Origin of the sequence: Streptomyces sp. 2114.4 (assembly GCF_900187385.1) — a bacterium.
GTDB classification, from domain to species: domain Bacteria; phylum Actinomycetota; class Actinomycetes; order Streptomycetales; family Streptomycetaceae; genus Streptomyces; species Streptomyces mooreae.
On the sequence record NZ_FYEY01000001.1, the window covers coordinates 6295707 to 6309730 of the forward strand.

Here is a 14024-nt window from a genome sequence, read left to right on the forward strand (position 1 = left end):
GAACCGTGCGCCACCTGATGCACCGCCACCTCGGCAAGGTCCTCGCGGGGACCGCCCTCGCACTGACCGGCACCGCCCTCATGGCCGCGATCACCCTGCCCGCCGGCGCGGACGCCGCCGACGGAGCGGGCGGCCCGAGCCGGCCCGGTGCGGTGGGCCCGTCCGTGCCGGGACCCGATCCGGGGCCCCCGCCGCCCGGCGTCGTCGAGGCCCCCCGCCCGCAGGGGGAACGCGGCCGGGGACGGGACCCGCTCACCGACGACGAACTGCGGCGCGCCCGGGATCTGGCCCTGCCGCGCACCCGGCGCGGCGCCGCCGCCGACGTCACCGGACGGTCCGGGCCCGAACCCCTCACCACCGACCTGGCCGAACCCGCCCCCGCGGAGGCCGGGCTCGCCGACCCGCCGCGCCGGGCACTGGTCTCCTTCTACGACTACCGGAGCGACAGCTACCGCACCACGACCGTCAATCTCACCACCTCGAAGGTGGAGTCGACGGACACCCAGCACGGCGTCCAGCCGCCGCCCAGCCACGCCGAGGCCGTCGAGGCGTCCCGGCTGCTGATCGCCGCCCCGCTGGGAGCCGGGCTGCGCCAGGACTACCGCGAGGCCACCGGACGGGACCTCACCGGCCCCGACCCGCTCGCCGTGACCGGCTTCGTCTACCGCGGCCGCGCGGAAGGCGAGGCGCCGGGCGCCCTGGCCGACTGCGGGGAACACCGCTGCATCCGCCTCTTCACCAAGGTGAAGGACGGCCCGTGGATCGACACCCGCCGCCTGGTGATCGACCTCAGTTCCCGCACCGTCGCCCGTCTTGGCTGACCGCCCCGCGCACCGCCGACCCCGCCACTCCTTCCCCGGGAGCCCTTGGATGCCCGAAAGACGCCCCGCCGTTACCCGCCGCTCACGCCGCCGTGCCGCGGCCCTCACCGCCCTCCCCCTGCTGCTCACGGCGACGGCCCTGCTGACCGGCCCCTCCGCCCAGGCCGCCCCCGAAGCCCCCGTCGCGCCCCTTCGCGTGAGCCCGGCCGCCCCCGCTCCCCGCTGCAGCGCCGCCTACCGCATCACCCAGACCCTGGAGGGCGGCACCGTCTGGCGGATGTGCTGGCACTACGAAGGCAACGCCGGCCTCGTCCTGGACGACGTCTCCTACCAGCCCAAGGGCGAACGCGCCCCGATCAAGGTGCTCACCACCGCCAAACTCGCCCAGATCCACGTCCCCTACGACGACGGCGGCAACGAATACGACGACCTCACCGGTCAGGGCTTCGCCCAGGGCCTGATGAAGCTCGACCCCGCCGAATGCCCCGGCGGCACCATCAAGACCGTCCGGGTACCCGGTGCGTACGACGCCGCGCACCCCTACGTCAGCGGCCTGTGCGCCACCACCCGCGCCCGCGGCCACGCCTACCGGATGGGCCCCTACCCCGGTGAACAGGCCAAGACCTACCAGCTCCAGGGCAAGGACCTGCTGCTCTACACCGTCAACAAGACGGGCTGGTATGAGTACATCAGCGAGTGGCGGTTCTCCGGCGACGGCACCATGACCCTGCAGATCGGCGCCACCGGCACCCTCTCACCCAGCGACTTCGACGCCGGCGACGGCCGGGGCACGCCGATCGGCAAGGGTGCCAAGGACTACGCCACCAGCCACAGCCACAACGTCTTCTGGCGGCTGAACTTCGGCCTGGACGGCAGCGCCGCCAACAAGGTCGAGCAGTTCGACTCCGCCACCACGGTCCGCCCCGGCGGCAGCACCCCCACCATCCGCACCACCCGTACCCCCGTCACCAAGGAACTGGCCGGGGACTTCGGCCCGCTGCGCTGGTGGCGGGTGGTGAGCGACACCGGAAGGAACCGGGACGGCCACCCGCGCTCGTACCAAATCGTGCCGGGCCCCTCCAGCAAGTACACCGGACGCAGCTACACCAAGCACGACATCTACTTCACCGAGTACAACAAATGTGAGCAGTTCGCCAGCAACAACCTGGCCAACTGCGGCCCGCGGGCCGGCAAGAGCGTCGACACCTGGGTCAACGGCCAGCCGCTGAAACACCCCATCGCGTGGGTCAACATCGGGTTCCACCACATCGCCAGGGACGAGGACCAGGAGCCCATGCCTGTTCACTGGCAGGGCTTCCAGCTGGTTCCCCGTGACGTCACCGCTATGAATCCGCTCACTCCCCCCACGCTGTCCGGCCACAACGGGCACTACGGTTAAGGGGAGTTGGCAACCGACTCCCGCCATCCTGCTGCACCGCCTCCCGCACCGCAGTAGTCTGCCTTGATCGTTGGCACGGGGGTTCGGAAGGCGGTGGCAGGTGAGCGGCGGGCTGGAGTTGCCCCCTGGTGACGAGAGTCATGAGGGCCATGAGGGCGGCTCCGTCGACGCACCGCCCGGCGCGGTGTCCCTGGCACGCCCGCTGGAAATCGGGGCGGAGCTGGACTGGGGCGCCGACGCCTGGAGCGAGGTGCGCACCCGGGCCCGGCGGGCCGGCCGCGCCTACATCTGGCTGAATCTCGTCGAGCAACGGCTGCGGGCCGTCGTCGCCGCCGTGCTGCGGCCCATCTACGAGCCGGTGCACGGCGACGAATGGGTCATCGCGGCGGCCGGCCCCGCCGGACAGGAGTGGGTCCAGCGCGCGGTCGCCGTCCGCGAGGTCAGCCGCCGCAAGGGCTACCTCCTCGACCCCGCGGACGACAACATCGTCAGCTTTCTGACGCTGCCGCAACTCCGCGAACTGATGGTCCAGCACTGGCCCTGCTTCGAGCCGTACTTCGACGACCGCCGCGAGGTCGAGCTGGCCCTCGACGAACTCGAGGTCGCCCGCAACATCGTCTCCCGCAACCGCGCCCTGTCCGAGACGGTCCTCGCCCAGGCCGAGCGCGCCTCCGCCCGTCTCCTGGACCTCCTCGGCTCCGGCGTCGGCACCCGGATCTCCGGACGGCTGCCCATCGACGCGGTGGAGGACCTGGTCGGCGACCGCTACGCCGACGTCATCGGGGTGCACTCCGACCGGGTGCGGCTGCAGCGCCAGCTCCCCGCCGAGGACCTGTTCGGCAACGCCCGCCGGCTCGACGCCGTCGGCATAGGACTGAACCTCCTGGTCCAGAACTACTCGGGCCGCCGGCTGGTCCGGCTCGCCGAATCCGGCTGCCGCGTCCGTCTGCTCTTCCTCAACCCGGCCAGCAGCGCGGTCCGCCGCCGGGAGCGCGAGATCGGCCTGAAGAAGGGGGAGATGAGCCGTTCCATCGAGATGAACATCCTCCACATGCGACGGGTGCGCGCCCGGCTGCGCGACCCCGGCGCCTTCGAGATCCAGGTCTTCGACGAGACCCCGCGCTTCACCGCCTACCTCGTCGACGGGGACGGCCCCGACGGCGTGGCCGTCGTCCAGCCCTACCTCCGCAAGAGCCGTGGCATGGAGTCCCCCGTCCTCGTCCTCCGCGGCGGCGGCCGGGAGATCGTCCGCCAGGACGCCCGCGACGGCGACCACGGCCTCTTCGAGACCTACCGGGAGGAATTCGAGAGCATGTGGGCGGATTCACGGCCGGTTTCCTGACCCGTGCGCGGGAGGCGTCTTACGGGGTCCCCGTGATCCCGCCGTCGACCCGCAGTTCGATCCCGTTGATGTAATCGGCGAGCGGGCTCGCAAGGTAGGCGACCGCGGCGGCGACGTCCTCCGGGCGCCCCAGCCGTCCGCTCGGGTTGGACGCATACTCCGCGACGGTCCCCGCGTCGTCCGGGCCGCCCTCCGGGGCCTCGTCCCCGGCCGCCCGCTCCTCGAACATCCGGGACAGGGAGGGAGTCACGATCACTCCCGGACTCACACAGTTCGCGGTGACGCCCGTCCCGGCGAGATGCCGGGCCAGGCTGGTGGTCATGTTCACCACGGCGGCCTTGGCGGCGGAGTACGCCACCATGTTGGGCAGCGGTGTCCGCACCGCCCGGCTGCCGATGGTGATCACCCGGCCCCAGCCGTGCGCCCGCAGCGAGGGCAGCAGCGTCTGACTGACCCGCACCGTCGGCAGCACATTCCCCTCGAAGGCGGCCCGCCAGTCGGCCGGCCGGGAACTCTCCCAGTCGTGCTCGGCGAACGGACCGGCGTTGTTGACGAGGATGCGGACCCCGAAGTCGCGTGCGGTGAGGGCGACCTGCTCGGCGATACCCGGCTCCGTCAGGTCCCCGAGCACCACTTCGGCCCGTACGCCACGGGCCGCGACCTGTTCGGCGACGGCCGCCGCGGATCCCGCGCTACGCCCGTGGACGAGCACGTCGCAGCCCTCGTCCGCCAGCATCCCGGCGATCGTCGCCCCGATCCCCGAGCTGCTGCCCGTCACCAGTGCACTCTGTCCTGCCAGCCGTAGGTCCATGAGGTCAGCCTAGGGGTGTCTTCCGACACCCCCCAGGGGCCGCGGCCGTCTGCTGCCGCCCTGTCGCGACAGGCAGCCGGTCGATTGTCAGTGGTGCGTGGGAGAGTGGGCGGGCAACGGGGGAAGTACCACCGAAGGAGGCCGCATGAGCGAGCGTAGCGAGGATTCGGCATGAGCTGGCATCAGGAGCTGTTGGTCAGCTTCGACCTGGAGACCACGGGCACCGATGTCGAGCGGGACCGCATCGTCACCGCCGCGCTGATCCGGTTGGAGGGGGACGGCAGCGCGGTCGGGCAGCAGAGTTGGCTGCTCGACCCGGGGGTCCCGATCCCCGAGGAAGCGGCGGCCATTCACGGCATTTCCACCGCATATGTCCAAGAACACGGCCGTCCGCCGGCGACCGCCATAGAGGAAATCACCGAGGCGCTGGCCGATGCCCTGCGCGCGGACATCCCGCTGGTGGTGATGAATGCCCGGTATGACCTCTCCCTCCTGGACCGCGAGTGCCGGCGGCATGGCCTGCGGACGCTGACCGAACGTCTCGGACGCGTCCCCGCGCCGGTCATCGATCCCCTCGTCCTGGACAAGCATGTGGACCGCTACCGCAAGGGGAAGCGCGCACTGCAGGCGCTCTGCGGCCACTACGGCGTCCGGCTGGACGGTGCCCACGAAGCGGGCGCCGACGCGGCGGCAGCGGCCGGGGTCGCCCGGCGTATCGGGGAGACGTTCCCGGCCGTCGCCCTCCCCTCGCCCCGTGCGCTGCATGACCTCCAGGAGAAGGCCGCCGCCGAACAGGCCGCCTCGTTCCAGGCGTATTTGCGGCGCTCCGGCGACCCACAGGCGATAGTCGAGCGGGCCTGGCCCCTGATTCCGTACCAGGCCGGGGCCGGGGCCGAGGCCTGAGCGGGAGGCTCAGAAGGGATACCACCGCACCGTCGCGTCCTTGTCACGCAGAGAGGCGATCCGGCGCCGGAACTCCTTGAGTGCCGCCGGGTTTCCGGGCGCGTGCTGGGACACCCAGGCGCAGCTCGCCGTCTCCCGGGACCCGCGCAGTACGGCGCAGCCCTCCCAGTCCCGTACGTCCCAGCCGTAAACGGACACGAAGGTGTCGTACGCGTCCGGCGACAGGCCATAGCGGTCCCGGCTCAGCGCCATGACGACCAGGTCGTGTTCCCGCAGATCAAAGGAGAAGGTTTCCAGGTCGACCAGCACCGGCCCGTCGGGCCCGACATGAACGTTGCGGGTCAGTGCGTCGCCATGGATGGGGCCGCGGGGCAGCTGCGGTTCCAGGGCCGTGGCGGCCGCGGCGAACGCGTCCCGCCGGCCGCGCAGATACTCCGCGTCGGGCGCCGACACGGCGTCACCGGCCAGGCGCAGCCACCGCTCGACGCCCCCGAGCAGTTCGCGCCGCGGCAGCGCGAACGGCGGCTCCGGCAGGGCATGGACCAGCTTCAGCAGGGCGGCGAGATCGTCCGGCCCGGCCGGCCGGACCGCCTCCGGCAGCCGGTGCCAGTAGGTGACGGGATGCCCGTCGACCAAGGTGGCCACGGGCTCCGCGGCCCGTACGGCCGGCACTCCCTCGGCCGCCAGCCACCCCGCCACCGCCAGTTCCCGCTCGGCCCGCTCCAGGAGTTCGGCGCTGCGGCCCACCCGTACGACCGGCCCGTTGTCGCCGAGGGCGAAGACGGCGTTCTCGCCGAGCGAGAGCAGCACGGCGTCGGCTGCCGCATCGGGCCGGCCGGCCGAGGCCAGTACGTCCCGGGCGCGCGCTTCCGTGAAGGCGGCGGGGTTCGGTTCGGTCATCGGGTGCCTCCTGGGGTACGGGTACCTCCTGCGGTGCGTGAACGTGACCAGTTTCGCAGGTCCGCGGGCGTGGCCCGGAAGACCTCCCGGGCGGGGGCCCGCCGGGGAAGCGGGCCGGGACCTTGACGGGATGTGGCCGCCGTCACGACGATGACGGCGGGCGGGAAGGCGGGAAAGGCGGGGAGCGGCGAGGAGCGGCTGGGAACGACCCGGCAAGTGGGAACGACCCGGCAAGACCAGGACAAGGCCGGACAAGACCGGGAGCGGTCGCAAGCGACCGGAAGCGGCTGGGAACCACCGGGACCGACCGGAAGCGGCCCACAACGGCCGACGGGGGAGAGACGGGGAAGAGGGGACGGGGACGGGATGGCAGGGGCGCCCACCGCGGGGGCACACGACGGCGGACCGGCCGGGCCGCGCCCCGGGGAGTTGCTGCCGTGACCCTGGCGACCGCACCACGGCGGTCCCCCGAGGCGGCCGCGGACCGCGCCGCCCGGACCCGCCGTGCTCACGGCGCCTGGTTCCTCGTCCTGCCTGCCCTGATCCCGATCCTGGTGCTGAGCGCGGGTCCGCTGCTCTACGGCATCGGGCTGGCGTTCACCGACGCCCAGTCCGGCCGGACCCGGGCCACCCGCTTCGTGGGGCTGCTGAACTTCACCGATCTGTTCCACGACACCCTGTTCTGGGACTCCTTCCGGATCGGGCTGGTCTGGGCCTTCGGGGTCACCGTCCCGCAGTTCTTCCTCGCCCTCGGCCTCGCCCTGCTGCTCCACCTCCCGCTGCGGCTGCGCTGGTTGGCCCGGGCGCTGGCGATCATCCCGTGGGCGATGCCGGAGGTGGTCGTCGGCATCATGTGGCGGCTGGTCTACCACCCGGACGCCGGCATCCTGAACGAGACGCTGCGCAGCCTCGGTCTGTCCGGAGCGGGCGGTGGCCGGGACTGGTTGAGCGGTCTGGCCACCGCCCTGCCCGCGGTCATCGTCGTCGGCATCTGGGCCGGGATGCCCCAGACCACCGTCACCCTCCTGGCCGGCCTCCAGAACGTGCCCCGCGAACTGCACGAGGCCGCGGCCATGGACGGCGCGGGCGCCTGGCGCCGCTTTTGCACGGTCACCTGGCCGGCGCTGAGGCCCATCGCACTCGCCGTCACCGCGCTCAACTTCATCTGGAATTTTCATTCCTTCGCCCTGGTCTTCGTGCTGACCGACGGCGGGCCCGGCGGCCGGACCCGCCTGCCGATGCTCTTCGCGTACGAAGAGGCGTTCCGCTACGGGCAGTTCGGCTATGCCGCCGCGATGGGCCTGGCCATGGTCGCGGTGGTCTCGGTCCTGCTGGCGGTGTATCTGGCCGGCCGGCTGAAGGGGGACGACGACCGGTGAGCGACTGGGAGACCGACGGTACGGGAAACGCTCCCCCCGCCCGGCGACACACGGCCACCACCCGCCCCGGCCAACGGAACACCGCCCCCACACGCCGCATCACCACCCGCCCCCGCCGACCGAACACCGCCCCCACCGCCCGGCGCACCGCCACCCGCACCGGCCAGTACGCCGCCCTCGTCGCCTATCTCGCCTTCCTCGCCTTCCCGTTCCTCTGGCTGATCTCCACCGCCTTCAAGCCACCGCGTGAACTCGGCAGCATCCACCCCACCTGGATGCCCGAGGCGCCCACCCTGGAGAACTTCCGGCAGGCCTTCACCCAACAGCCACTACTGACGGCCGCGGGCAACAGCCTGCTGGCCGCGGCGGTTTCCGCGCTGATCGCGATCGTGCTGGCGGCCCCGATGGCGTATGTCCTGGCACGCTCCCGCAGCCGCCTCTCGCGGGCTGCCACAGGCTGGGTCGTGATCAGCCAGGCCTTTCCGCTGGTACTGGTGATCATCCCGCTCTTCCTGATCCTGAAGGGTCTCCATCTGGTGGACTCCCGGATCGGTTTGATCATGGTCTATGTGGTCTGGTCGCTGCCGTTCGCCCTGTGGATGCTGACCGGCTATGTCCGCGCCGTACCGCCCGAGTTGGAGGAGGCCGCGGCTGTGGACGGCGCCGGCCGGCTCCGTACGCTCGTCTCCGTCACCGCACCGCTGCTCGCGCCGGGCATCGTCGCCACCGCGCTGTTCGCCTTCATCACCGCCTGGAACGAATTCTTCTTCGCCCTGGTCCTGCTCAAGTCGCCCGGGAGGCAGACGCTGCCGGTCGTCCTCACCCACTTCCTCGGGGCGGAGGGCGTCGCCGACCTCGTTCCGCTCGCCGCCGCCGCACTCCTCGCCACCCTCCCGAGCCTGCTCCTCTTCGCCGTCATCCAGCGGCGGATCACGGGCGGGATGCTCGCCGGGGCGGTGAAGAGCTGATGCGCCGCGACAGCACCCCCGCGCCTCCGGCGCGCCTCAGCCGGCGGGGCCTGCTCGCGGCCGCCGCCGCTCTGCCCGCCGCGGGGCTGCTGCCGGGCTGTTCCGACGACCGGCGACGGCGCTCCTCCGGCGGCCGGATCACCCTGCGCTTCCAGTCCCTGGCCTGGCAGCAGGACTCCCTCAGGGCCACCAGGCAACTCGTCGACGCATGGAACGGCGAGCACCCCGAGGTCCAGGTGCAGTACGTCCAGGGAGCCTGGCCCACCGTCCACGACCAGTTGTTGACCTCCTTCGAGGGCGGCGAGGCGCCGGACATCATCCACGACGCCGCCGACGACCTCGCGGACTTCGCCTACGGCGGGAATCTCGCCGACCTCACCGCCCTCCTGCCACCGCGCCTGCGAAGCGACATCCCGCAGCACAGCTGGGAGACCGCCACCTTCGACGGCCGGGTGCACGGCGTCCCGTTCCTCCAGGAACCGCGGGTGCTGATCGCGAACCGCGCGCGGCTGCACCGGTCGGGCGTACGTATCCCGACTCCCGAACACCCCTGGACCTGGGCGGAGTTCAAGGAGGTGGCGCGGCGACTGACCCGCGGCACCGGCCACGGCGTCGCCTGGCCGCTGAAGGAACCGGTCTCGGCGACCCTGAACCTCGCCCTGTCCACGGGCGGCCGGATGTTCCACCGTCGTCCGGACGGCACGGTGGAGGTCCGCTTCGACGCCGCCGACCAGGTGGTGCCGCGCACCATCCACGATCAGGTGAACGTGGACCGCAGCGCCTCCCGTACGACCCTGGGCATGGGCGGTTCCGACACCCTCCCGGGCTTCTTCGCCGGGCGATATGCCATGGTGCCGCTCGGCTTCTCCTACCGTCAGCAGATCGCCCAGCAGGCGCCCAAGAGGTTCGACTGGACGGTGCTGCCCGCTCCCCAGGGCGCTGTCCCGGACCAGGGGGTGAGCCCGCAGACCCTGTCGATCGCCGAGGACTGCCCGCACAAGGAAGCGGCGATGGCCTTCATCGACTTCCTCCTGCGCCCGCCGCACATGGTCCGGCTCGCGCTGGGGGACTGGCTGTTGCCGACGGGACGGGAAGCGCTCAGGGATCCGGCACTCCGGGTCGCCCGGTACGACTGGGCAACCGGCACCGCGCTGGCGGGCTCCCTGCGCTCCGCACCGGCCCAGTCCGTCCGCGGCTACCCGGAGTGGAAGGACAAGGTCGCCACCCCTGGCCTGCAGGAGTACTACAGCGGCGCCATCGACCTGGACACCGTGCAGAGGCGCCTCGTTGGGGACGGCAATCTGGTCCTGGCCCGCTATCAGCGCTGAGGCGCCCCGTCTTCCAACTGGCCCTGGAACAAGCAGCAATGAGCGCGATGAGCACGCGCATGACAAGCCTCACGCAACAACCGAACGGCGATCGCCCGGAGGCGTCGTTCACCCTGTCGTCACCCTCTATTGCGGATGTGTAAACGGAGTTGAGTCGGTCCGGTTCAACTAACCGTTCCTTTTGACCACTTCTGAAACCTTTCCCAATTCACCGGCCTTGTTGGCTATCTCACACGCTCTGGCGAGCCTTGAATTGAACTCATCAATCAGACAGGGTTTCGAACCAGTCCGGCGCAGATCTTCCGGTCTCGTCGGGCTATTGCGCAACGCTTTCCCCCCACACCACGAACGAGGAGAATCCTCGCAATGGCTCACAAGCGTTCCAGCAAGAAGCGGCTCGTCACGGCGATATCCGCCGCGGTAGCCGCCACTGGTATCGCCGCCGTCACCGCGGTCACCGCAGGTGCGTCGCCCGCCGCCGAAGGCAAGATCTACGGAGCCGAGGCCAAGGGCGCCGTGAACGGCAGCTACATCGTCATGCTCAAGAAGTCGGTGCACACCGCCGAGAGCGGTGACCTGGCGTCCAAGTACGGCGGTCAGGTCAAGCGGCAGTACTCCTCCGCCATCGACGGCTTCTCGGCGACCGGTCTGAGTGAGGAAGAGGCCAAGCAGCTCGCCGCCGACCCGTCCGTCGACAAGGTCGTGCAGAACAAGAAGTTCCACATCGACGGCAGCCAGGCCAACCCGCCGTCGTGGGGCCTGGACCGTATCGACCAGGCGGACACCAAGGGCGACAAGAAGTACACCTACCCCGACGCCGCGGGCGAGGGTGTCACCGCCTACGTCATCGACACCGGAATCCACATCAGCCACAAGGACTTCGGCGGCCGCGCGTCGTACGGCTTCAACGCCATCGACAAGAGCGACAAGGCCGAGGACGACAACGGCCATGGCACCCACGTGGCCGGCACCATCGCCGGTACCGAGCACGGTGTCGCCAAGAAGGCCAAGGTCGTGGCGGTCAAGGTCCTCGACGGCCAGGGCTCCGGCACCACCGAGCAGGTCGTCGCGGGCATCGACTGGGTCACCAAGAACCACAAGGGCCCCTCGGTCGCCAACATGTCGCTCGGCGGCGGCGTCGACGAGGCGCTGGACACGGCCGTGAAGAAGGCCATCGACGCCGGTGTCACCTTCGGTGTCGCGGCGGGCAACGAGTCCTCCGACGCGGGCCAGAGCTCCCCGGCACGCGTGAAGGACGCCATCACCGTGGCCTCCAGCACCAAGGACGACCAGCAGTCCGACTTCTCCAACTTCGGCAGCGCGGTGGACCTGTACGCCCCCGGTTCCGACATCACCTCGGACTGGAACGATGGCGCCACCAAGACCATCTCCGGTACGTCCATGGCGACTCCGCACGTCGTGGGTGCTGCCGCGGTCTACCTGGCCGACCACAAGGACGCCAAGCCGGCCGACGTGGAGAAGGCCCTGACGGCCGGCGCCACGGACGGCAAGATCAGCAACCCGAGCGAGGGTACGCCCAACAAGCTGCTGAAGGTCGTCAAGTAGTCACCTGACCTCCTCGGCTCCACCCGCCGGCCGTCGCGCTCGCCCCCACGGAGCGCGACGGCCGGCGTCGTGGTGTTCCGGGGCGGCGGTCGGCGTCGTGGTGTTCTGCAACTGCCGCCGAGGGTGTGCGAGGGCGCAGGTGCGGGCGGTGATCCGGACGGTGAACCGAACATGGGTGCGGCCTCGATCCCCCCTGGATAAAGTCGTGTTGAGCCACGCCGGGCGGGGGCGAGGCGTACCTGTTCGGACCGACCCCGACCACACAATCGACCAGGACGGTGGTAGTCCGACGCCATGGCAGATCACGACCTGACCGGCTTCGACCGCAGCACCTTCACCCATGACGGCGCCACCCGCCGTATTCTGCGGCGCGGTACGGGGCCCGCGGTGATCGTGATGGCGGAAATACCCGGCATCACGCCCAAGGTGCTGGCGTTCGCGGAACGGGTGGCCGCCCTCGGCTGCACGGCCGTGCTCCCCGTGCTGTTCGGCACGCCCGGCCGCGATGCCGACCCTGCGTCCGCCGGCCGGCTGAAGTCCGGGCTCTACACGGCCTCATCGCTGTGGAAGGTATGTGTGAGCCGGGAGTTCACCGTGCTGGCCACGGGAAAGTCCTCCCCCGTGGTCACGTGGCTACGGGCCCTGGCCGCGCACGAGCACCAGCGCTGCGGCGGCCCCGGCGTCGGAGCCGTCGGGATGTGCCTGACCGGCGGTTTCGCCCTGGCCATGGCGGCCGATGAGCGCCTTCTCGCCCCCGTGCTGTCCCAGCCGTCCCTGCCGCTGCCGCTCACCGGGAGCCGGGCCGCTGGTATCGATATCTCCGCCGAAGACCTGGCCGCCGTGCGGGGCCGTTGTGAGCGTGCGGACCTCCGGGTCATGGGGCTGAGGTTCCGTTCGGACCGGTTGGTGCCGGGCGACCGGTTCGCCTTCCTGCGCCGCGAACTCGGCGCGGCGTTCACCGCCGTCGAACTGGACGACGACGCCGCGAACCCCGATGCCGTGCTGCCGCCGCACTCCGTGCTGACCGAGCACCTCATCGACGAACCCGGCCAGCCGACCCGCGCCGCGCTGGACGACGTACTCGACCTCTTCCGCACCCGCCTGCTCGCACCGCAGCACGGCGGGGAGGCGGCGGAAACTCCCGTCGCCCCGGAAGACGCATGACCCCATGCTCCTACGCGGGCTGCCCCGCTCCCGTGGGGGCAACTCCACTCCTCCGCGACCATCCCGACCACCCCCGGCAATCCCTGCCGGTCCCCGATGAGTTATCCACAGGAGGCGCCCTCCGGAACCATTCGGTGCTTCCTCCCCCTACCGTCGGTGACATGCACGGAGGACTGCCGTTCATCGGCATCAGCACCTTGGTCTACGGCGTGATCGGACTGTTCACGGTCGTAGTCGGCGCGTTCCGCAAGACAGGGGGAGATCGAGTTGCACACCATCACCGTCATCGTGCCCGCTCACAACGAGGAGGAGGGGCTGCCGGCGACACTGGATTCGCTGGCACACCAAACGCTCCGGCCTGACCGGATCCTGGTCGTGGACGACGCCTCCACGGACCGTACGGGCGAGGTGGCAGCCTCACACGGCGTCACGGTCCTACGCCCGCCCCGCAATCTCGGCAGCAAGGCCAAAGCGCAGAACTACGCCCTTCCGCACTGCACCACCGACCTCGTCCTGGCAGTCGACGCGGACACCGTCCTCGCACCGGACTACATCGAGACGGTCCTGCCGGTCTTCGACGACCCAAGCGTCTCGGTAGCGGCAGGCACGGTCCGCACCCGCCATACCCGCACGATCTGGGAGCGCGGCCGCTCGACCGAGTACTTGTTCGGCTTCCATTGGCACCGCCCCATCCAGGCCCGCGCCAACAGCCCCATGGTGTGCTCGGGTTGCTGCTCCGTCTTCCGCCTCGACGATCTGACGGCCTTCGGCGGCTTCCCCGAACGGACCATCGTCGAAGACATGGATTTCACGTGGTCGCAGCAGATCGCGGGCAGACGCGCGGTCTACGTCTCGAACGCGGTCGCCCTGGCGGCCGACCCGGAAGACCTCACCTACCTCCGCAAACAGGTCTGGCGCTGGATGGCCGGCTTCTGCCAGAACGTCCGCCTCCACCTCGGCCGGCTGATCGTCCGCAAACCTCTCCTGGCCCTCTGGGTGCTGCTCGCCCTCCTGGAAATCCTCACCGCACCGCTCTGGTGGGCAACCCCCTTCGTGATCGCCGCGACGACGGACCAGCCACCCGCACTCGCCTTCCTCTGGTGGGCCGGAGCCGAACTCCTGCTGACGACACCACCCCTCGTCTACGCCGCCCGCCGCCGCAAACTCCCGCTGCCCGGCGTGCTGCTGAACATCCCCTGCGTCTACGCCACCAAAGCCGTCAACCTCGTCTACGCCTGGAAGGCCCTCATCGTGGAGTTGCTACTGGTACCACTGCACCTCTCACGCGGGCTGACCGTCTACGAGAAGGGCCGGGCCGATACGGCGCCGGTGCGAACGGCACTCGCAGGCGGGTAAGGCCCGCTACGACCCCGACCGGAGTCACGGAGCTCAGCGAGCGGCCCCTCCTGGCAATCCCCGGCGTTCCAGGGAGCCAGGAGGGCC

12 protein-coding genes are annotated in these 14024 nt (G+C 70.8%); 10 read left to right on the forward strand and 2 right to left on the reverse strand.

The window, feature by feature from the left end:
* The first annotated feature begins 5 nt into the window (after nt 1–5).
* From CFW40_RS27685 to CFW40_RS27695, 3 genes are all read left to right on the forward strand, one after another.
* Nucleotides 6–821: a Tat pathway signal sequence domain protein gene (locus tag CFW40_RS27685; RefSeq protein WP_088800566.1), complete on the forward strand. Its 816-nt coding sequence runs from the start codon at nt 6–8 to the stop codon at nt 819–821.
* A gap of 49 nt (nt 822–870) precedes the next feature.
* On the forward strand, nt 871–2220 hold the full coding sequence (locus CFW40_RS27690) for a copper amine oxidase (RefSeq protein ID WP_088800567.1): 1350 nt from the start codon (nt 871–873) through the stop codon (nt 2218–2220).
* Between the two features lie 100 nt (nt 2221–2320).
* Nucleotides 2321–3562 carry an SAV2148 family HEPN domain-containing protein gene (locus tag CFW40_RS27695; protein ID WP_088800568.1) on the forward strand — a complete coding sequence of 414 codons (1242 nt, stop codon included), beginning with the start codon at nt 2321–2323 and terminating at the stop codon, nt 3560–3562.
* Between the two features lie 19 nt (nt 3563–3581).
* Here CFW40_RS27695 and CFW40_RS27700 read toward each other — a convergent pair whose 3' ends face one another.
* A complete protein-coding gene (locus CFW40_RS27700; protein WP_088800569.1) occupies nt 3582–4373 on the reverse strand; it encodes an SDR family NAD(P)-dependent oxidoreductase in 792 nt (263 codons plus the stop codon).
* Between the two features lie 171 nt (nt 4374–4544).
* Here CFW40_RS27700 and CFW40_RS27705 point away from each other — a divergent pair, with 171 nt between their 5' ends.
* Nucleotides 4545–5276: an exonuclease domain-containing protein gene (locus CFW40_RS27705; RefSeq protein ID WP_088800570.1), complete on the forward strand. Its 732-nt coding sequence runs from the start codon at nt 4545–4547 to the stop codon at nt 5274–5276.
* Between the two features lie 9 nt (nt 5277–5285).
* On the opposite strand, the gene CFW40_RS27710 is transcribed toward CFW40_RS27705, so the two are convergent.
* Nucleotides 5286–6176 carry an aminoglycoside phosphotransferase family protein gene (locus CFW40_RS27710; RefSeq protein WP_088800571.1) on the reverse strand — a complete coding sequence of 297 codons (891 nt, stop codon included), beginning with the start codon at nt 6174–6176 and terminating at the stop codon, nt 5286–5288.
* Between the two features lie 437 nt (nt 6177–6613).
* On the opposite strand from CFW40_RS27710, the gene CFW40_RS27715 reads away from it, so the two are divergent.
* From CFW40_RS27715 to CFW40_RS27740, 6 genes are all read left to right on the forward strand, one after another.
* Nucleotides 6614–7555: a carbohydrate ABC transporter permease gene (locus CFW40_RS27715; protein ID WP_088800572.1), complete on the forward strand. Its 942-nt coding sequence runs from the start codon at nt 6614–6616 to the stop codon at nt 7553–7555.
* Nucleotides 7556–7653: 98 nt separating this feature from the next.
* Entirely contained in the window at nt 7654–8523 is an 870-nt protein-coding gene (locus CFW40_RS27720) for a carbohydrate ABC transporter permease (protein WP_088802404.1), read from the forward strand.
* Nucleotides 8523–9851: an ABC transporter substrate-binding protein gene (locus CFW40_RS27725; RefSeq protein WP_088800573.1), complete on the forward strand. Its 1329-nt coding sequence runs from the start codon at nt 8523–8525 to the stop codon at nt 9849–9851. The genes CFW40_RS27720 and CFW40_RS27725 overlap by 1 nt, the downstream gene beginning before the upstream one ends.
* 366 nt (nt 9852–10217) lie before the next feature.
* On the forward strand, nt 10218–11417 hold the full coding sequence (locus CFW40_RS27730; protein WP_088800574.1) for a S8 family peptidase: 1200 nt from the start codon (nt 10218–10220) through the stop codon (nt 11415–11417).
* Between the two features lie 294 nt (nt 11418–11711).
* Entirely contained in the window at nt 11712–12581 is an 870-nt protein-coding gene (locus tag CFW40_RS27735; RefSeq protein WP_088800575.1) for a dienelactone hydrolase family protein, read from the forward strand.
* Nucleotides 12582–12848: 267 nt separating this feature from the next.
* Entirely contained in the window at nt 12849–13937 is a 1089-nt protein-coding gene (locus CFW40_RS27740; RefSeq protein WP_088800576.1) for a glycosyltransferase, read from the forward strand.
* Nucleotides 13938–14024 lie beyond the last annotated feature (87 nt).